The 19,527-nt window shown below is 57.6% G+C and carries 15 protein-coding genes; 10 read left to right on the top strand and 5 right to left on the bottom strand.

Annotated elements, in window-relative coordinates:
* Nucleotides 1-22: 22 nt before the first annotated feature.
* A complete protein-coding gene (locus tag J2046_RS08040) occupies nt 23-1,117 on the bottom strand; it encodes a LacI family DNA-binding transcriptional regulator (RefSeq protein ID WP_210050762.1) in 1,095 nt (364 codons plus the stop codon).
* Between the two features lie 183 nt (nt 1,118-1,300).
* Entirely contained in the window at nt 1,301-2,704 is a 1,404-nt protein-coding gene (locus tag J2046_RS08035; RefSeq protein ID WP_210050760.1) for an aminotransferase-like domain-containing protein, read from the bottom strand.
* 119 nt (nt 2,705-2,823) lie between these two features.
* Here J2046_RS08035 and J2046_RS08030 point away from each other — a divergent pair, with 119 nt between their 5' ends.
* From J2046_RS08030 to J2046_RS08015, 4 genes are all read left to right on the top strand, one after another.
* Nucleotides 2,824-3,687 (top strand): DMT family transporter, encoded by an 864-nt coding sequence (locus tag J2046_RS08030; RefSeq protein ID WP_210050758.1) that lies wholly within the window; start codon nt 2,824-2,826, stop codon nt 3,685-3,687.
* 220 nt (nt 3,688-3,907) lie between these two features.
* Nucleotides 3,908-4,885, top strand: coding sequence for a polysaccharide lyase (locus tag J2046_RS08025; protein ID WP_210050756.1), 978 nt, complete (start codon nt 3,908-3,910; stop codon nt 4,883-4,885).
* 378 nt (nt 4,886-5,263) lie between these two features.
* The gene (locus J2046_RS08020; protein WP_210050754.1) at nt 5,264-7,987 is read left to right on the top strand and encodes an ABC transporter ATP-binding protein; all 2,724 of its coding nucleotides are present in this window, start codon (nt 5,264-5,266) and stop codon (nt 7,985-7,987) included.
* 33 nt (nt 7,988-8,020) lie between these two features.
* Complete coding sequence (locus tag J2046_RS08015; protein WP_210050877.1) at nt 8,021-8,476, top strand: cyclic nucleotide-binding domain-containing protein; 456 nt, start codon at nt 8,021-8,023, stop codon at nt 8,474-8,476.
* Nucleotides 8,477-8,516: 40 nt separating this feature from the next.
* On the opposite strand, the gene J2046_RS08010 is transcribed toward J2046_RS08015, so the two are convergent.
* Together J2046_RS08010 and J2046_RS08005 are read right to left on the bottom strand one after the other, a co-directional pair.
* A complete protein-coding gene (locus tag J2046_RS08010) occupies nt 8,517-8,999 on the bottom strand; it encodes a class I SAM-dependent methyltransferase (protein ID WP_210050752.1) in 483 nt (160 codons plus the stop codon).
* 8 nt (nt 9,000-9,007) lie between these two features.
* Entirely contained in the window at nt 9,008-10,348 is a 1,341-nt protein-coding gene (locus J2046_RS08005) for a nucleotide sugar dehydrogenase (protein ID WP_210050750.1), read from the bottom strand.
* Between the two features lie 156 nt (nt 10,349-10,504).
* Here J2046_RS08005 and J2046_RS08000 point away from each other — a divergent pair, with 156 nt between their 5' ends.
* Both J2046_RS08000 and J2046_RS07995 read left to right on the top strand, forming a co-directional pair.
* Entirely contained in the window at nt 10,505-11,599 is a 1,095-nt protein-coding gene (locus J2046_RS08000) for a glycosyltransferase family 4 protein (protein WP_210050748.1), read from the top strand.
* Nucleotides 11,596-12,345 (top strand): polysaccharide deacetylase family protein, encoded by a 750-nt coding sequence (locus J2046_RS07995; protein ID WP_210050745.1) that lies wholly within the window; start codon nt 11,596-11,598, stop codon nt 12,343-12,345. Before J2046_RS08000 ends, J2046_RS07995 begins: the two co-directional genes overlap by 4 nt.
* A 19-nt stretch (nt 12,346-12,364) precedes the next feature.
* On the opposite strand, the gene J2046_RS07990 is transcribed toward J2046_RS07995, so the two are convergent.
* The gene (locus J2046_RS07990; protein ID WP_210050743.1) at nt 12,365-13,033 is read right to left on the bottom strand and encodes a glycosyltransferase family 32 protein; all 669 of its coding nucleotides are present in this window, start codon (nt 13,031-13,033) and stop codon (nt 12,365-12,367) included.
* A gap of 551 nt (nt 13,034-13,584) precedes the next feature.
* Between J2046_RS07990 and J2046_RS07985 the strand changes: the two genes are divergently transcribed.
* The 4 genes from J2046_RS07985 to J2046_RS07970 are packed head-to-tail and all read left to right on the top strand — an operon-like array spanning nt 13,585 to nt 19,518.
* Complete coding sequence (locus J2046_RS07985) at nt 13,585-15,474, top strand: ABC transporter ATP-binding protein (RefSeq protein ID WP_210050742.1); 1,890 nt, start codon at nt 13,585-13,587, stop codon at nt 15,472-15,474.
* Nucleotides 15,471-17,348, top strand: a complete 1,878-nt coding sequence (locus J2046_RS07980; RefSeq protein ID WP_210050741.1) for an ABC transporter substrate-binding protein — start codon at nt 15,471-15,473, stop codon at nt 17,346-17,348. The genes J2046_RS07985 and J2046_RS07980 overlap by 4 nt, the downstream gene beginning before the upstream one ends.
* Complete coding sequence (locus J2046_RS07975) at nt 17,348-18,346, top strand: ABC transporter permease (protein ID WP_210050740.1); 999 nt, start codon at nt 17,348-17,350, stop codon at nt 18,344-18,346. The genes J2046_RS07980 and J2046_RS07975 overlap by 1 nt, the downstream gene beginning before the upstream one ends.
* On the top strand, nt 18,343-19,518 hold the full coding sequence (locus J2046_RS07970; RefSeq protein WP_210050739.1) for an ABC transporter permease: 1,176 nt from the start codon (nt 18,343-18,345) through the stop codon (nt 19,516-19,518). The genes J2046_RS07975 and J2046_RS07970 overlap by 4 nt, the downstream gene beginning before the upstream one ends.
* The last annotated feature ends 9 nt before the right edge of the window (nt 19,519-19,527 follow it).

Here is a 19,527-nt window from a genome sequence, read left to right as displayed (position 1 = left end):
GGCGCGCACTCTCCTCACGCGCCTAATGGATGCTGTTCGGCCGCTCCTCCGCGGCATTTCCGGCCGGCGGCTCGCCGGTCCCCTGAGCCGTTTCACCATCTGCCGGCTGCACCAGTCGGCGGGTTGAATCCCGAACCTGCAGGCTGGTGTGCAGAATACTCGGCGTCGGTTCGGAGACGTCTCCCTCCATGCGCAACAGCAGCCGCTCCCATGCAACGCGGGCAATGTCGTCCACCGGCTGGCGGATCGCGGTCAGTGCCGTCTTGCGGGCGCTCATCCAGGTGTAGTCGTCGAAGCCGATGATCGAGATCTGATCGGGAATATCGATCTTCTGCCGGGCAAGTGCGGTCAGGACGGCAAGCGTCGTGACGTTCGTGAGTGCAAAGACCGCTGACGGCAGCGGATGCCGCTCGAGCCAATGGGCGAAGAGTTCGGCGCCGCGCTCGGCATTCGAACCCAGCGCAACTGCCTCCGGCTCCTTGCCGGTCAGCTTCTGCACGATCGAAACGGCACCACGGACGCGTTCGCGGATCGGCGCGACATCCAGATCTGATGCCGCCAGCACGATGTCGGAATGACCCATCTCGACCAGATAGCGGCCGGCGATCTCGCCCGCCTCGAAATTGTCGATCGTCACCGTGTCGGCGACGGCTTCCTGCGCGATTACGCGGTCGACCAGCACGGTCGGCAAATGCACTACTTCGCGGACGAGAATATCCGGCACCGTATCCGAGCACGGCACAGCAATAATGCCCGAAGGCCGCCAGCCGAGCAGTGTGTGCAGCCGTGACTCCTCCAACTGCCGGTCATCACGCGAGCTTGCAACAATGACATCATAGCCGTCCTTCAGAGCCATCACCTCGATGCGCGAGATGAGCGAGGTGAAGAACGTATCATCGAGATCCGGCACCAGCACGCCGACAACCCTGGCCTTTCCGGATTTTAGCTGCGAGGCCGCCCTGTCGATTTGGAAGGAAAGTTCTCTTGCTGCCTTTTCGACCCTCTCGCGCAAATCATCATTCACCGGCTTGCGGCCGCTGAAGACGTTCGAGACGGTGGCAATCGAGACCCCCGCCCGTTCCGCGACTTCCTTCAATGTTGCTCGTCTGCGTGCCACCGCATCCTCGATGTTAAACGTTTAACTGTGAAACGTTTAACAGGTTTTCAATATTACGCAAGGGGGCTTGGCATTGCCTGAGCTGCATGGTCTATGGAGATGAACGGGCGTCGGCCGCACCCGCTTCGTTGATCCGGGGCGGAGAAGGGGTCGTTGACGTTGGCGGTGAGGCAGACTGACAATTTATTGACCAGCCTTCCGCAGCACATCTTCAAGGATTCGATGAACGCGCAGATCCAGTGTGTGGGCCACGTTGAAGCGCATGAAACGGCCGGCACTTTGCGATACACTGAACACGTTGCCGGGGGCCAGGATAACGTTCTCGGCAAGTGCGATTTGTGCGATCTGCGTAGAATCCAGGCCATCTGGAAGTTGACACCAAAGATAAAAACCGCCCCGCGGTGAAAGCCAGGGCTTGATGCCGAGCCGGTGCAGTTTATCCACGGCCTCACGGCGCGCCCGGACGAGCTTCTGCCGCAGCTCTTCCATATGCTTGCGATAGCTGCCGCCTCCCAGAACGTGGGTGATCAGTTCAGTACAGATCGGACTAGGCCCCCCGAAGTTGGTGGCGACCTGCAGATCCAGGAGTCCCTCGATCCAATCGGGGCGAGATGCAATGTATCCGCAGCGTATCGAAGCCGACAACGTCTTGGAGAAACTGCCGATGCGGATGACGCGGTTCAATCCGTCCAGCGCCGCCAACCGTGATGACGGTTCCGGCTCGAAATCGGCGAAGATGTCGTCCTCAATGATCGCCGTTTCATGGCGTGCCGCAGCGTTCAGCAGACGATGGGCGATCTGGGGCGAAAGCGTCGCGCCCGTCGGGTTGTGAAGCGCGGAATTGGTGATATAGACCCGCGGCCGTTCGGCGCTTAGCAGAGTTTCGAATGCCGTAACGTCGGGGCCTGATGGCGTGTAAGGCACGCCGATGATCTTCACCTGATGGGCTTTCAGCAGTGCCTGGAAATTGAAGTAGCAGGGATCGTCGATCATGACGGTGTCGCCTGGACGAAGTAGGAAGCGACAGATCAGGTCAAGAGCCTGAGTTCCCGTACTTGTCAGCATCAATTGATCCGGCGTGGCTTGGATACCTTCCACTGCAAAACGGGCCAGCATGAGATGCCGCAACTGCAGGGAGCCACGTGTTCTGCCGTAATACGCAAGGAGGTCGTCGTCGCTTCGCGCCAGGCTTCGGATGGCCCGCCTCAGTGCGTCATTCGGCATCCAGTCAGCAGGAAGCCAGCCGCAACCGGGTTTCAACACCGTGGCATCGGAATCAAGCGACTGCCGCGAAACCCAGAATGGATCGACGGCCCTTGTCTGCGGCGATTCCGTCTCGGCCAGCTTCAGTGGTGGCAAAGCATTGTTGGAGACATAAAAACCGGAGCCTCGTTGGGCCCGGATCAATCCTACCGCAGCAAGACGATCATAGGCTTCGACCACAGTGGAAGGTGACACGCCCATGGCGGCTGCAAAACCTCGGATCGAAGGAAGGCGGTCTCCCGGCGCAAGTGTGCGGGCGGCAATCTTGGTTCGTATTGCCGTCATGACTTGCGATGTCCGGTTTCCCGCGTGATTGCGCGGCATGGTCTGCCTCCAAGAATTGTATTGTCCTGCACACTGATACAGTTATTCGAAATCGTACTGATCTGTATCTGTTTCCGCCAGTGTTTCGCGCGTATCAGACGGGGCAAAGGTGAGGTGCCATGAAGACGTCCATGGAAGGCTGGGGCAGCGGGCTCCTCGGTGTCATCATATTCAGCGGGTCGCTCCCGGCGACGCGTGTCGCGGTGGCGGATTTTTCTCCGCTGTTCCTGACATCGGCTCGAGCGGTAATTGCCGCAATGTTTGGAGCAGCGCTCCTTTTTACCCTTCGTCAGCCCCGGCCGGCCTTTGGCGATCTCCTGTCGCTCGCGGTGGTCGCGATTGGCGTCGTCATCGGTTTTCCGCTGCTGACGGCGCTGGCGCTGCAATACATCACGTCAGCTCATTCGATCGTATTCATTGGCCTTCTTCCTCTTGCGACCGCCATCTTCGGAGTCCTGCGAGGCGGGGAGCATCCCAATCCGTTCTTCTGGCTGTTCTCAGGGCTGGGCAGCGTCATAGTGACCGGTTTTGCTCTGACATTTGGCGGAGAGGTATCGGTCACAGGTGGCCTGTTGATGTTCGCTGCGATCGTCATCTGCGGGCTCGGCTATGCCGAGGGTGCGAAACTTTCGCGGACTTTGGGGGGATGGCAGGTAATTTCCTGGGCCTTGATCCTCGCGCTGCCGCTTATGGCGGCATTTGCCCTGACGACTCTTCCGGATACCTGGCAAGGCATCGGGAGCGCTTCGTGGATCGGGCTTGCCTATGTGTCCATCTTCAGCATGCTCGTCGGCTTTGTGTTCTGGTATCGCGGTCTCGCACTGGGAGGCATTGCGGCTGTGGGGCAGTTGCAACTGCTTCAACCGTTCTTCGGCCTGTTGTTGGCCTCCGGTCTTCTGCATGAAGAGGTGAGCGCCATGATGGTCGTCGCTACGCTTGCCACTGTTCTCTGCGTTGCCGGCGCTCGCAGATTCTCTCGCTGAGATCAACGGCTCCTCTCCCGTTCATGCAGAATGCACCAGAGCCGGACATCGTCCAAGATCGCACACACTTTCAGTATGTCTCACGGGCTGCTGTCCGGCCGGAGATTTCTCGTCAAACACGTCCTCCTGAGCCCTATTTCCCATCACGATCCAGTGTTTCATCTTGCTTTCTGAAGGGGTTTGCTCAAATAAATCGCGACGATGGAGCAGGTGGGGTTTCATGGCCGAGCATCTTCGAGGAATATTGATCGCAGCATCGATGCTGATCTCCTGCTTGGGTTTCCCGGCAGCCCAGGCTAAGGACTCGGCTTCGCGGATATTGCACGACGGGTTCGACTCGTCGGGTTTTACCGAGGAAGGCGGCCTCTACTATCGGGAAAACAGCGAACAAGCCGCTGGTACGGCTGAATTTCAGAGCAAGGTCAGGCGCAGCGGCTCTGGTGCACTGAAGTTGAGCGTCCGTTCCCTGTGCCCGGCCAGCGATCCAGGCTGCAGCGAGCGGGCAGAGATTTGGGAAAGGACGCCGTTGCGCGTCCCTTATGAGATTCCCGTTTGGTATGGGTTTGCGGTCAAATTTGCAGACCCTATTCCAACAGATGACCACCGCTATCTTATCGCCCAGTGGAAGAGGGAAATCGGACCGAAGGCACAGGGCGATTTCAGCCCGTATCTGGCGTTCCGCTTCAGTGGCGGCAAGATTTTCGTAACTGTTGAAACGAACTACCACCCGGACCTCGTGAGCTCACCGCGGAATGGGGTATGCCCCGATGGCGCGACACCCGTATGGCTCCGGCCCGAAACAAATCAAATGCGCGCACTTGTGGTACGGCCGCCGGATTGGAAAGCGGTCGATGCGGATCGGTTTACAAGTTGCACGGAGAAAATCTCAGTTACCGAGCGAGGCAACGTCATACCGGAGCCCGCTTCAGGCTGGATTTATTTCGCGGTGCTCTCCAAACCGGGACCCAATGGCACCGGTCATCTTGAGGTTTTTGCAAACGGCAAATGGATCGTTTCGGTAAAAGGTTCGATTGGCCATTCCGATGGAGGCCTCGGAAATAACCAATATTTCAAATTCGGCCCGTATCGCGATGGCGCTCCTGATGTCTGGTCGCTTTACTATGACGATTTCATTCGTTCGCCGAATTGCGAAGATGTTTTAAAGCAAGCGGAATACTGCCGGATAGTCAATCGTTAGCCGATTTCGGACCATGCGTATCGCGGCGGTGGGTGCGACCTTCCTATGGCCATCTGCGCCCGCCCATCGAATCTCCGATCCAGTCTTCGGATGCCGGGCCACGTCGATCGATGATCGTGGCAAGGCAGGGGCGGAAACGTCGAGGAAATCCAAAAAATGTCGCGCCTGCGAATCCAATTGATGGAACCCCGAGGCTCGCATACTATATTAGATTCGAGGAATTGACTGGGGGAGCCGCCACAAACGCGTGAATGGGGTTTTCTTACGCAATTTGAACTTGATTTCTGCGCCCCATCATTTGGCCTGCAACGCGCATCAGCAAAGTTAGCCAGGGGATACACAACCCGGACCCGGTTTTAGCGTACTTGTGAAGAAATAATGGAAAAGAATCTGCTTCGCTACATTTGGAACCATACCCGGCCTCAGCAGATCTGGGTCCTGATTGTCGTATTGGTTTCAATGATACCCTATTTTTTGTCGCTCGATCTGCCAAAGCAGATCATCAATGGTCCTATCCAGGGTGCGGGGTTCGAGACTCCGAATGCGACCCAACCTTTTATGGAATTTGAAATAAATCTGCCGCTGCTCGGATCGATCTATACATTTGAAGGTTTCCAGCTCGGGCGTATGCAGACACTGGTTGCTTTGAGCGGCGGGTTTCTGTCGCTGGTCATTATCAATAATTTCTTCAAATATTATATCAATACCTACAAGGGGCGGCTTGGCGAGCGCTTGCTCCGCCGCATCCGCTTTGAACTCTTCGATCGGGTGCTGCGCTTTCCGCCGCGCCGCATCAAGAATATCCACGGCGCCGAAATCGCCAGTATGATCAAGGATGAGGTGGAACCTTTCGGCGGCTTCACCGGCGATGCCTTCGTTCAGCCCGCTATGCTGGGCGGTCAGGCCGTGGCAGCAATGCTGTTCATATTGCTCCAGAGTTTCTGGCTCGGACTGGTCGCTGCAGTCATGGTGCTTGTGCAGGTGATCGTTATCCCAAGGATGCGCCGGCGCTTGATCGAACTCGGCCGCCAGCGGCAGATTACCGCCAGGCATCTGGCTGGCAAGGTGGGCGAAGTCGTGGAAGGCATTGGTACTATCCATGCTTATGATACTTCAAACTATGAGCGTGCGGATGTCGCCAATCGACTTGGTCAGATCTTCAAGATCCGCTATGACATCTACCAGTGGAAGTTTCTCGTCAAATTTCTGAACAACTTCCTTGCGCAGCTGACGCCCTTCTTTTTCTATCTCATCGGCGGCTACTTCGCGTTGCGGGGATCGCTGGACGTCGGTCAGCTTGTCGCCGTTATTAATGCTTACAAGGATCTTCCAAGCCCGCTCAAGGAGCTGATCGACTGGGATCAGGCGCGCCAGGATGTGCAGGTGAAGTACGAGCAGGTCCGGGACTATTTCGAGTTTGATGATCTGATCGACCCGGCGACCCATGCAATTGCCTCCGTAGGTCAACCATATAGCGGCGAACAACTGGCCGCGATAAATCTGGTCATAGAGGACGAAGGCGGCGTCAGGGTATTAAATGGTGCGTCGATCCGGCTGGCGCGAGGGGAGTCTGTGGCCATGGCCGACAACATCGGGCGTGGCGCGGAGGCATTGGCGGAAGCTTTTGGGCGGCAGGTCTGGCCGACGTCAGGCAAGATTTGCCTGGGTGACCATGACATTCTGGAACTTCCGGAATCGATCGCGGGAAGGCGCGTCTCCTACGTATCGGCGGACACTTACTTCTTCCACGGAAGCCTCAAGGACAATCTTCTTTACGGTTTGAAACATGCCCCCGTGGAGCCTGCCCAATATGAGGGAGATGCCGCGAACCAACGGCGCTGGGAAATTCGCGAAGCCCAAATGGCTTCCAATCCGGATTTCGACGTTCGAGCCAGCTGGGTTGATCACCGAACGACATCAATCAGCGATAATGGCGATAAGAGTGACATAAAGAATTCGCTCCTCGCCGCTCTCGACAAGGTGCAACTGACTGATGATATCCTACAGTTCGCGCTCCATTCCACGCTGGATGCGCAATCAAATCCTCAGCTTGTGGCTGACGTTGTTGCGATGCGTCATGCGCTTCACAACGAGATACGCAGCACGGGCCGCTCTGGCCTGATCGTGCCGTTCGAGCCTCAAGTCTACAATAAAGAGGCGACGGTGGGAGAGAATCTGCTGTTCGGCAAGACCTTGCAGCCGCTCGACAAGACGAGCGCCCTGCTCGACAGTGACCACTTCTATACCGCGCTGGCCAAGGTTGGTCTTCTCAGAGCTTTCGTCGATACAGGCCTCACCATTGCCGGCAATATGGTGGAAATCTTTTCCGGTCTTCCCCCCGATCACCCCTTCTTCAACCAGGTGCCGTTCCTCACTGCTGACGATATCGTCTATTACCAACAGATATTGCAGAAGCTGGGAACGCGCCGCTCCCATGCCCTCTCGGCGGAGGAGGAGCGCGCAGTGGTGCGGTTGACGCTCGAATATATCGAACCGCGATACCGCCTTGGCGTTCTGCACGATGATCTCAGAGAGAAGATCGTCGGCGCACGCGAGATTTTCTTCGCCGAGCTGCCGGCCCATCTCAGAGGACTGATCGAGCATTACGATCCAGATGCGTATATGTCCTATGCGACCCTTCAGGAAAACATCCTGTTCGGCAAGATCGCCAACCGAAATGCCGATGCTCCGAGTGAAATCCGAAATATAGCAGCGAGAGTCTCGCGGGAACGTGGCTTTTATCATCAGCTCCTGCGCGTCGGGTTGGAGTTCGACATCGGTGCTGGTGGCCGGCGGTTGACGCTGGTTCAGCGGCAGAAGCTCAATTTGGCACGTGCCCTTATCCGCCGCTCGGATTTCTATATCTTCAACAAGCCCCTGCCTGGCCAGGAAAGGCGTTTGCAGGAGGAGATTGTGAGCGATGTCCTGACCTATCTGCGCCAGCAGGAGAACAATCCGACAATCGTATGGGTCTTGTCGAACATTTCTCTTTCCAAATTGTTTGAAAGAGTGGTTATGTTTGACAACGGCGAAATTGTGGAGGATGGTTTGTACGAGACACTTCGGGAAGAAAGTGGTATATTCAAGGCACTGGTGGCCTAACGATCATCTGATAGCATCCGATTGGTGGCGGCGATGTTGCTATGTGAGGAAGTGCAGTTACTGAAGAAGTTGCCCTATTTTGCAGACCTTGATGGTTGCAAACTGAAACTCTTGGCCTTTGCGTCCGAACGCGTGAGCTACGAGCCGGGGCAGAAACTTTTCAAGCAGGGCGATGGCGGCGACTCTGCTTATGTCATTCTCAGCGGTACAGTGGAAACCGTGCTCGAGACACCCACGGGCCAGACGAAAATTCGCGAGAATGGCGTTAATTCAGTGGTCGGCGAAATATGCCTCCTTTGCGAGGGCGAGCGCACCAATACCGCCAAGGCACTCACGCATGTAGAGGCTCTCAAGATCAACAAGGATTGTTTCTCGCGGATCATCCACGACAGCCCGAACATGACGATGCGGGTGACCCGCACGCTTGCGGAGCGGCTTCGGCACACGGCCGACGAACTGGATACCGTCAAAGCTCATCAGTTTGTTTGAACACTTTCCATCCAACGCCAACTGATGAGTTGGGCGCGTTTCAGGCGCGTTGATAGAAGAAATACCGCCCCTCTTCCACCGAAGGTAGCCGTGGAAGCGGACGGAGATGCGGATGATCGAGCGGAAGCCCGCTGACTGCAATGCCGCCGGAAATCAGCATTCCAGCCATCAGTTCCGGCAGCCACGTGATGATGATCGCGTCCTTTTCCGGATATCCGGTGCCAATATCCGCATGCGCGAGTGCCGCATCGAAGCCGATAAAACCGGTCGCAGTTTCTCGAATTTCCCCCATGACGAAATCTTCCGGTTCCGGTAGAACTGTCCGGTGTGCCCCGAGATGGCGGTCGAATGCTATGATCCGCCGGTTGGGAAACAGTTCTCGAAGATGGCTGTAGCTGCGGCCATTGCCGAGGCCGACCTCGAGCACTGCACCGGCCCCAGGCAATAGGCCGTTAGCCTGGATATAATTCAGGATATCGCGCTGCGCGATCATGCGGCTTATAAAAATATCCAAGCGGCTCATATTGTGACCTAGGCCTTTACGATTGCTTCTGACGCAATTCCGCAGCGGGTGAAGATATTTCGGGTGTCGATGATCAGCGTCGACCATTCCGCAAGCGCCGCATAGTCGACCGCATCGTGATCGGTCGCGACAACCACTGCATCGAAGGCGCGAACCGTCTGCTCATTCCACGTTACCGTTTTCCGACCACGAAGCGCTGTATGCTCCCGAGTTGAGGGAATCTCGGCTACGTGAGGATCGTAAAACGATGCTTTCCCGCCGCGTGCCTCAATCAGCTCAATCAGGCGAAGTGACGGGCTTTCCCGGATATCCGGGACGTTCTTCTTGTAGGCAAGCCCAATGATCAGCACATTTGACCGGCTGAGCGCCTTTCCTGACCGCATGTCGAGCGCTTCAGCAAGCCTGCTGACCACATGACGGGGCATTGCCGTATTGATTTCGCCTGCGAGTTCGATGAAGCGCGTCGGCTGTTCGAACTGGCGGGATCTCCAGGTCAGGTAAAAGGGGTCGATGGGAATGCAATGTCCCCCCAGACCGGGGCCGGGATAGAAAGGCATGAAGCCGAAGGGCTTTGTTTTTGCTGCTTCGATCACCTCCCAGATGTCTATTCCCATTGCTTCGTAAACGAGCTTCAATTCGTTCACGAGCGCGATGTTGACAGCCCGGAAGATATTCTCCGTGAGTTTGACGGCCTCGGCTGTGGCGTTGCTGGAGACGGGCACGACGGAACTCACAATGCAGCCGTAGAAGGCCGACATCAATGCGCTGGCAATGTCGCCGTCGCCTGAAACCACTTTGGGGATGGTGGAAGTCTGGAAATTCCGGTTGCCGGGGTCTTCCCGCTCCGGCGAATAGCCGAGGTAGAAATCGATGCCGCTGGTCAGGCCCTTCGCTTCCAGAATAGGTTTGACGATTTCGTCGGTCGTGCCCGGATAGGTGGTGGATTCCAAAACGATGAGCTGACCGGGGCGCAACGTAGCAGCGATGGAGCGTGCAGTCTTCTCCACGAAGGAGAGATCCGGATCGCGATTGGCAGTCAACGGCGTCGGCACGCAAATCGCAATGATGTCGTAGTCGCCGAGGAGGTCGAAATCGCATGTCGCGGCGAAGCGACCGGCCTCGCGCTCCACGGCGAGGACTTCACTAGGCACAGCCTCGATATAGCTGCGATTCTCGTCGATGGCGACAATTTTGCCGGGATCGATATCGAAGCCCATGACCTCGAAGCCGGCACGGGAAAAGGCCATGGCAAGCGGCAATCCAACGTAACCGAGCCCGATCACTCCCGCCTTTGCGGTCTTCGCGCGAATAGCAGCCATGAGCTTGGAAGAATGTGTGGTATCAAGCATTCAGGATTGGCTCCGCAGCATATGGGAAGTGCCGACAGTTGAGAGAGAAGTCCCAATGTGTCAAGTGTGATCGAAAGGTCGGACGGTGACTTAAGTTTGGCTATGCCTTGATACAAGTCTTTGCCCGATCCCTCACGCATTCGTCATTGTCCACTTATGAAAATTGCCTTCTATTCACCCTTGAAGCCCCCCGGTCACCCTGTTCCTTCAGGTGATCGACTGATGGCGCGCCTGCTCATCCAGGCGCTCACTCTTGCCGGCTACGATGTCGAGATCGCTTCAGAATTTCGTTCCTTCATGCCGACCGCAAGCAGCTCCAGTCTTGCAGAACGACGGCAGGCCGCTCAAGCTGAGATTGCGCGGCTGGAAGAAGGATGGACTTCCGGCGGACAGCCCGACCTGTGGTTCTGTTATCACCCCTATTACAAGGCCCCCGATCTGCTCGGTCCGGCGCTCTGTCAGCATTTTGGGCTGCCTTATGTGACCGCAGAAGCCTCCTACTCGTTGCGACGCAATGAAGGCGCTTGGGTGTTCAGCCAGGAGGCTGTGTTGAGCGCGGTCCAAATGGCGGCCGTGAATCTTTGTTTCACCGGTCGGGATGAGCGAGGCCTTCGTGCCGTCGCTCCACAAGGTCGGTTCGAACGCCTGCCGGCATTCATCGATCCAGCCCCATTTCGGGTTCGAGAACCAAGGCCCGAGCCTTTTCGCCTGATCACTGTCGCCATGATGCGGCCGGGCGACAAGCTCGACAGTTACCGCGCGCTCGCCGAAAGCCTTCGTCTTCTCCGGCATCTCCCGTGGACGCTGGATGTAATCGGTGACGGGCCAGCGAGAGCCGAGGTCGAAGCGGCATTCGGGTTCCTCACGCCGGAGCGAATCCGCTGGCATGGTGTCAAAACCGCCGACGAAATCGCCGAACTGCTGTCTGCTGCGTCGCTTTATGTCTGGCCCGGACACGGCGAGGCCTACGGCTTGGCCTATCTGGAGGCGCAAGCTGCCGGCCTGCCTGTGGTTGCGGAAGAAACCGCCGGCGTCCCCGAAGTTGTCGCTAGCGGGCGCACGGGTCTGCTGATGACCGCCGGTGATGTGAGCGCTTACGCGGCTGCGATCGAGCGCCTTTTAACTTCCGGAGTGGAGAGGCAGGCTATGGCGGTCGAGGCGCGTCGGTTCGCCGGCAGCGAGCGTTCGGTTGATCGTGCAGCCATCAGGCTGCAGGACATTCTGGCAAGATATATCGGAGCCTCTTCATGACCAGGAATCTCGTAGCGCGGGCTCTCGATCGCGCCGTCGAAAACAACCGGCCGATCACGTTTTGGTTGCGAGACGACGATGCGACCGAGCCGACAAATCCGCTTGAGCAGCTGCTCGAACTCACCACCGACAACGACGTTCCAGTCACGCTCGCCGTGATTCCAGCAGGTGCCAGACAATCCCTCGCTGCGAGGCTCGAGGATGAGCCTTTGGTGACCGTGGTCGTACACGGCTGGAGCCATCAAAATCATGCCCCGGAAGGGGAGAAGAAGCAGGAACTCGGATCGCACCGGGACCCTGCTGTCGTGCTGGCCGAAATCGACCAAGGTTGGAAGCGTTTGGAGGGTCTGTTCGGGGAGCGCGCGTTTCCCATGCTCGTGCCCCCATGGAACCGTATCGATCGAGGTCTGCTGCCAGCGCTTCCGCCTCTCGGCATTCAGGCGCTTTCGACTTTCGGCAGGGAGAACGGAAACGACCGCATTCCCCTTTTGAATACTCATATCGACATTATCGACTGGCACGGCACCAGAGGAGGGCGGCCGGAGGACTTGTTGTTTGGGGAAGTTCTGCGAAGGATCGGGGAGTTAAGCGGGCATCCGCTCGATACGGTTGGCATCCTGAGCCATCACCTAGTGCATGATGCATCCGCCTGGCGCTTTCTTGAAGCGCTGTTTGAGCTGACGCGCGGGCACCCGGGGTGCCGCTGGATGCGTAGTGAGGAAATCATCCGGACAGCACGACACTGATGGGCCGCAATGGCCTCAGTCACCACGGTTTCCAGGCAATCAGCAGTCCGGATGTTGTGTTTTCGGCTCTAGCTGCCAACTGCCGAACCTCGTCCAAGGTCGCAGCAGCAGGGGCGCTGGCGGCAACAAAATCGGCGGGGGCGAGGTTTATTGCGGTTGAGCGGGCGGCGACCGTGAAAAGCAGCGGTCCCGTCGTCCACCAGGCCGGTGCGCCAGGCAATTCCGCGCGGATGCCCGCCAGAGCTTCAATTATCTTGGAGAAGACGGGATGGCTGGGCGGTGCTGCAATGAAGGAATTGGCCAGCAGCGCAACGCCTGCGCCGGTATTGCGCGGGATATCCTCGGCAAAAGCTCCGAGTCCGCTCAACTGCAGGAGATCGTGAAAAGTTGCGCCGCGCTGTGCCGGGTACCAGTCGCAGTCGAGATAAATTCCGCCGATTTGGTCGAGGATCAGGTAACGCGCGACATCGACGGCGCCTGGATAATCGCCGGCCTCCAGCATTCCCTTGAAGATCGCATTTTCATATGCGCCGACAGCGCGCAAGTCCTCCTCGCGCCAGAGGTGATGGCGGTAGCCGTGGAGGTCGGCATGTTCTCTCCAAGCCTCGACCGTCACCGGTACCGGCTTCTTTCCGATCCAGATCTGGTGGATGACGCGCGGCACCGGCAAAGTCATGGCCGCAGCCATTATGCGGCGCTCATCCGCATTGTATTTCACATGTTTTGCGATAATTTCGGGCGGTGGCACCAAATGATATTGATAACTGATCTTCCGGATAGGATCTGCTTCGGATTTGGCGAGCTTTAGCAGGACGGATTGCAATTGCCTTGGTAGACCTAGCGAAGTTCTTGCTCCGAGGGCTTCTGCCATCGCGTCAGCCTCGCCAAGCAGTGTATCGAGGATTGATCGTGCTTCTTGGAAAAGTCCTTTCCTGATGAGATCCTGGGCGTCTCGCAGAAGGTCTTTATAATATTGCCTGGTTTTCATGAACGAGCCTGAAAAACACGAATTTGCAGCATAGACGATGCTAGAGCTTATGCGCTACGATGCTTGTTATAACCCAGTCAACCAATGCGCGACCCGTGCTTTCGTGATACAATGTCTGTAGTCCAGTTTTCGTTCGATGAGCCACTCAGCCGAGGCGAGCGCACAACATCAATGAAAGTGCTAGGCAATGGACGAGCATCCCTGAAGCAACAGTCTCAGGTTTCAGATCACGCGGCAAGCGGGCGATCAGCATGACATATACGCCCGACCTCCTGAGAATAGAAAACCTGTCAGTCAGTTTCCCGATTTTTGGCGGTAGGATCAACGCAGTCAAGAATTTCAGCATGCGTATCCGCCCTGGCAAGGTGACCGCGCTCGTTGGCGAGTCCGGGTCTGGAAAGTCGGTCATCGGGCGCACTATCGTCGGGATAGAAAGCCCCATCGCCTCCATCGGCGGACGTATTCTTTACAATGATCCCGCACTCGGCCAGTCGGTCGATCTCCTAAGCCTGCCGCGCGACGGACGACAGATCCGCCATATCCGAGGCAATCGCATCGGCATGATCTTTCAGGAGCCGATGACATCTTTCTCACCGCTCCATACCGTCGGCAACCAGATCGAGGAGGCGCTACGTATCCACGATGCATCCTCCGCCAAGGATCAGCTCGAGCGAATAGACGAAATGCTCTCGCTTGTAGGCTTCGGGGACCCGGCCAAGGTGCGTCGGATGTACCCTTTCGAGCTCTCCGGCGGCATGCGCCAACGCGCCATGATAGCCGCCGCACTGATCTGCCGACCGGCTCTTCTGATTGCTGACGAGCCCACGACTGCTTTGGATGTGACGATCCAGGCGCAGATATTGAAACTGCTCCGCGATCTCCAGGATCGCTTCCATATGGCGATGCTGCTGATCACTCACGATCTCGGTGTGGTTACCAATCTGGCCGACGAGGTCGTGGTCGCCTATCGCGGCGAAGTCATGGAGTCCGGTACCGTCGACGACATATTCCGCCGGCCAATCCATCCCTATCCGAAGGGATTGATGGCTGCCGTGCCGCATTTCGATATGCATCCCGGTGAGCGCCTGAAGCCCTTGCGGGAAATCGAAATCGACAGCTCGGAACTGCTTGGCAAGCGCAAGGGCCTTAAGGGCCTAACGGATCAGAATGTCATCCTGTCGGTCCGTCACGTTAGCAAATCCTTCAGCACGAAGAAATCGGGCTTTTTCGGGGGCGGCCAAGGGCGCACCTTAGCGGTGAACGACGTGAGCTTCGATATCCGCCGGGGCGAAAGTCTTGGTCTTGTGGGTGAGAGTGGCTGCGGCAAGACGACGCTGAGCAAAATCCTCATGCGCGGCCTCAGCGCCGATGGCGGTTCGGTGGCTTTCAATACGGAAGGTCGTTCCATCAACGTGCTGGAGGCAAGGGGTCGCGATCTGGAGATGCTGCGCCAGAAGATTCAGATGGTTTTTCAGGACCCGATCTCGTCACTCTCGCCGCGCATGACCGTTCGCAATATCGTCGGCGAAGGACTTGAGATTCACAACCGCGGCAACCGGAGCGATCGGCTGGCTTCGGTGCGTCGGCTCATCCGGACCATGGGGCTCGATGAGGGGGCACTCACCCGCTATCCCCATAGCTTCTCCGGTGGGCAGCGCCAGCGCATCGGCATCGCGAGAGCTTTGGCGCTCGGTCCCGAACTGCTGATCTGCGACGAACCGGTATCGGCTTTGGACGTCTCGGTCCAGGCCCAGATTCTCAACCTGCTGAAGGATCTCAAGAAGGATCTTGGCCTCACTTATCTCTTCATCTCGCATAATCTTGCGGTGGTGAACTACATGGCCGATCGGGTGGCGGTCATGTATGCGGGGCGTATTGTCGAGATCGGCCCCCGTGAAGTCATTCTCAGAGATCCGGTTCATCCCTACACGCGCAAGCTCATTGCGGCCATTCCTGTGCCGGATCTCGATCACCCGCTCGATTTCACCGCGCTCGGCCAAAAGAAGACAAGCGGCTTTCATGGCTGGGGCAAACAGTTCGACGACGAGGCCGGCGGACAGGAGCTGGCCCATGCCGACCTTGGCAATGGCCATCTGGTCCTGGCGCGCCGCAATGTCGACGCACGAGAGCTGCGATCATGATAAACCGTCGTACTCTCCTTGTTCTTTTGGCCTCCACTACCCTTTCCGGGCGGATTGCAGCGGCATCGAGTAAATCCTCGCCTGCAGTCTCGGATACTCCGGGAGGTCTTCCGGACAAGCCGCGGCGCGTTGATCTGGCTGCCATGGGGCGCATGCCCGGCAAGCAAGGCGGCACCATTCGCATGCTCATCGGTGGGCAGCGCGATATCCGGCTGATGCCGATTTACGGCTATGCTCGGCTTATCGGCTATGACGAAGCGCTCAATCTGCAGCCGGATATTCTCGAAAGTTTCGAAACAACGGAAGATCGCATCTTCACCTTTCGCATTCGGCAGGGACATTGCTGGTCCGATGGCAGCGAATTTACCACGGAGGATTTCCGGTTCTGCTGGGAAGATATCTACAACAATCGCGAATTGCACCGTGGCGGTATTCCGACCGATTTACGGGTGGATGACCAGGCGCCGGTCTTCGAAATCCTCGACAAATGGACAGTGCGCTACAGCTGGCATGCTCCTAACCCGGATTTCCTTGCCCAGCTCGCCGCTCCATCGCCGCTGAAGCTGGCGATGCCGGCGGCCTATCTTAAGCAGTTCCACGCCCGCTATCAGGATCCGGAGACCCTCGCCAAGCTGTGCAAGAAATATCGCGTCGAGACGTGGAGCGATCTGCAGCTCAAGATGTCGCGCACCAATCGGCCTGAAAATCCGGACCTGCCGACCCACGACCCCTGGCGCAACACGACCGAGCCGCCCGCATCCCAGTTCGTATTCGTTCGCAACCCCTATTTCCATCGCCTCGACGAAAACGGCACTCAGCTTCCCTATATCGACCGTGTGCTGCTGAATGTCAGTTCGGCGGATATCATCGCCGCCAAGGCAGGCGCCGGTGAAAGCGACCTGCAGCTCATGAATATCGATTTTGCGGACTACACGTTCCTGAAAAGCGCCGAAGACCGCTTTCCCATCAAGGTAAACCTTTGGAAGCGTACCCAAGGTTCGCGCATCGCGCTACTGCCGAATCTAAACTGCAATGACGAGGTGTGGCGCTTGCTTCTGAGGGATGTCAGGGTACGGCGCGCTTTGTCCCTCGCGATCGACCGCGCGGAAATCAACAAGGCAGTTTTTTACGGGTTGGCACATGAAAGTGCCAATTCGATCCTCCCCGAAAGCCCGCTTTTCAAGCCCGAATATGCTCGGGCCTGGGCGGCTTACGATCCTGAAGAGGCAAACAGACTTCTCGATGAGGCGGGCTTGCCGAGGACGTACCCTCACGGAATACGGTCCCTGCCGGATGGCCGACCCGCCACGATCATTGTGGAGAATGCCGGTGAAAACAATTTCGAGAGCGATGTGCTCGAACTCATCGCCGATCATTGGCGCGAAATCGGTATAAAGCTATTCTCCCACAGTTCGCAACGGGATCTCTTTCGCAAGCGGGTCATCGGCGGTGAAGCCATCATGTCGGTCTTCCAGGGCCTGGACAACGGCGTGCCGACGGCGGACATGCCGCCCAGGGAGCTGGCACCTACTGCCGATGATCAGTTGCAATGGCCGGTCTGGGGCCTTCACTATCTCTCCGGCGGCAGCGACGGCCACCCTCCCGACATGCCGGAGGCAATCGAACTCGTCGATCTCATGCGCGCCTGGCGTCGTGCGTCGACCTTTGCAGAAAGGGAGGCGATCTGGCACAGGATGCTGCAACGCTTCACCGATCAGGTTTTCACGATCGGCATCGTCAATGCGGCGCTTCAACCTGTTGTCCGCTCGTCCCGCCTGCGCAACATGCCCGATAAGGGACTCTTCGGTTTCGATCCGACTTCCTATCTCGGGGTCTATCTGCCCGACACCTTCTGGCTGGAGGAGGAAGTCTGATGGTCCGCTACATTCTCTGGCGGATCGTGGTGATGATCCCGACATTGGTCCTCATTTCGATGTTCGTCTTCACGATCATCGAACTGCCGCCGGGCGACTATTTCGAAAGCTATGTCGCCGAAATGCGGGCGATCGGCGAGAAGGCCGACATGCAGGAGATCGAGGAGTTGCGGGCGCGCTACGGCTTCGATAAGCCGGCACCGATCCGATACCTGCGTTGGGCCACCGGCATGCTGGTAGGCGACTTCGGCTATTCATTCGAATACCGCATGCCGGTGAACGATGTGGTTGGCGATCGGCTATGGCTGACGATCCTAGTCTCGACGGTGACGATCGCTCTCACCTGGCTGATCGCTTTCCCGATCGGTATCTATTCAGCAACGCATCAATATAGCTGGGGCGACTACGGGCTTACTCTTGTGGGGCTTATCGGCCTCGCCATTCCGAATTTCGTGCTGGCGCTGGTCTTCATGTATTTCGCCAATATCTGGTTCGGCACGTCGATCGGCAACCTGATGGACCCGCAATATCTAGGGCAGTCGATGAGCTGGGATAAATTCAAGTCCATCCTCGAGCATCTTTGGATTCCGGTCATCATCATCGGCACGGCCGGCACGGCCGGCATGGTCCGGCGCCTGAGAGCCAACCTGCTGGACGAGTTGCAGAAGCAATATGTGATGACGGCCCGGGCCAGAGGTCTCCATCCGTTCCGCGTCCTCGTGAAATATCCGCTTCGCATGTCGCTTAACTTCTTCATCTCGGACATCGGCTCCATTCTGCCGACAATCATCTCCGGTGCCGAGATCACCGCCGTCGTCTTGTCGCTGGAGACGACCGGTCCGCTGCTGATCAGGGCGCTTCAGAGCCAGGACATGTATCTTGCCGGGTCGTTTCTGATGTTCCTGGCCTTCCTGACAGTCATCGGCGTACTGATTTCCGATATCGCGCTCGCGCTCTTTGATCCGAGGATTCGACTCAAGGGCGGGAGCATGAAATGACCACTTCGCTGCCGCCGGATGGCGAGCCCCTTCCGCACTATGTTTCCGCAACACCGTTCGACCCATATGCAGACGAACAGGCAAAAGACGGGAAGAAGGTTTTCAAGCAGGCGTCGCAGTTCCAGTTGATGTTCTGGCGCTTTCGCCGCCATCGGCTGGCCCTCGCTTCAGCAGTCGTGCTGCTCGTCGCCTACGTGTCCATCGTCTTCATCGAATTCCTGGCTCCCTACAATCTGCATACGCGCAACATGGACAACATCTATGCGCCGCCTCAGCGGGTACGATTGTTCCATGAAGGGAAATTCGTCGGGCCTTTCGTCTATGGGCACCATATGACGCTCGATATGAAGACGCTGCGCCGGGTCTATACCGATGACCGGAACAACGTGCAGCCGCTGCGCTTCTTCTGCCGCGGCGATGCTTATCGTTTCTGGGGTGTCGTCGAAAGCGATCTCCATTTGGTCTGTCCGTCGCAGAAGGGGGATTTCTTCCTGCTTGGCACCGATCGGCTGGGGCGGGACGTCCTTTCGCGCATTCTCTACGGGGCGCGCATCTCGTTGACGATCGGACTTCTGGGTATCATCACCAGTTTCCTGCTCGGCATCGTCATCGGCGGCCTCGCCGGCTATTACGGAGGTGTCGTCGATCTGTTCGTCCAGCGGGTGATCGAAGTCCTGCAGTCAATTCCGAGCATTCCGCTCTGGCTGGCACTTGCAGCCATCATGCCGGCGGATTGGAGTCCGCTTGTCATCTATCTTGGCATCACTTTCATCCTTGGCCTGCTGGACTGGACGGGCCTTGCGCGGGCTGTTCGCTCGAAACTGCTGGCCTTGCGTGAAGAGGACTACGTTCTTGCGGCCCAACTGATGGGAGCGAGCCACTGGCGCATTATCGGCCGGCACCTAATTCCCGGTTTCATGTCACACCTGATCGCCAGCGCGACCCTCACTATTCCCGGCATGATCCTTGGCGAAACCACGCTAAGCTTCCTCGGCCTCGGCTTGCGCCCGCCAATCACGAGTTGGGGTGTGCTTCTGACGGAAGCCCGCACCATCAACGTACTCGCGCTCTACCCCTGGCTGCTGTTTCCGGTTGTTCCCGTGATCGTCGTTATCCTGGCGTTCAACTTCCTGGGAGATGGACTGCGCGATGCCGCAGACCCTTATCGGTAACTTGCAATG

The sequence above is a fragment of the Neorhizobium petrolearium genome, from assembly GCF_017873175.1.
Lineage (GTDB): Bacteria > Pseudomonadota > Alphaproteobacteria > Rhizobiales > Rhizobiaceae > Neorhizobium > Neorhizobium petrolearium.
Note: the sequence above shows the minus strand (reverse complement) of the source record. Positions and strands in the feature narration are given on the sequence as shown.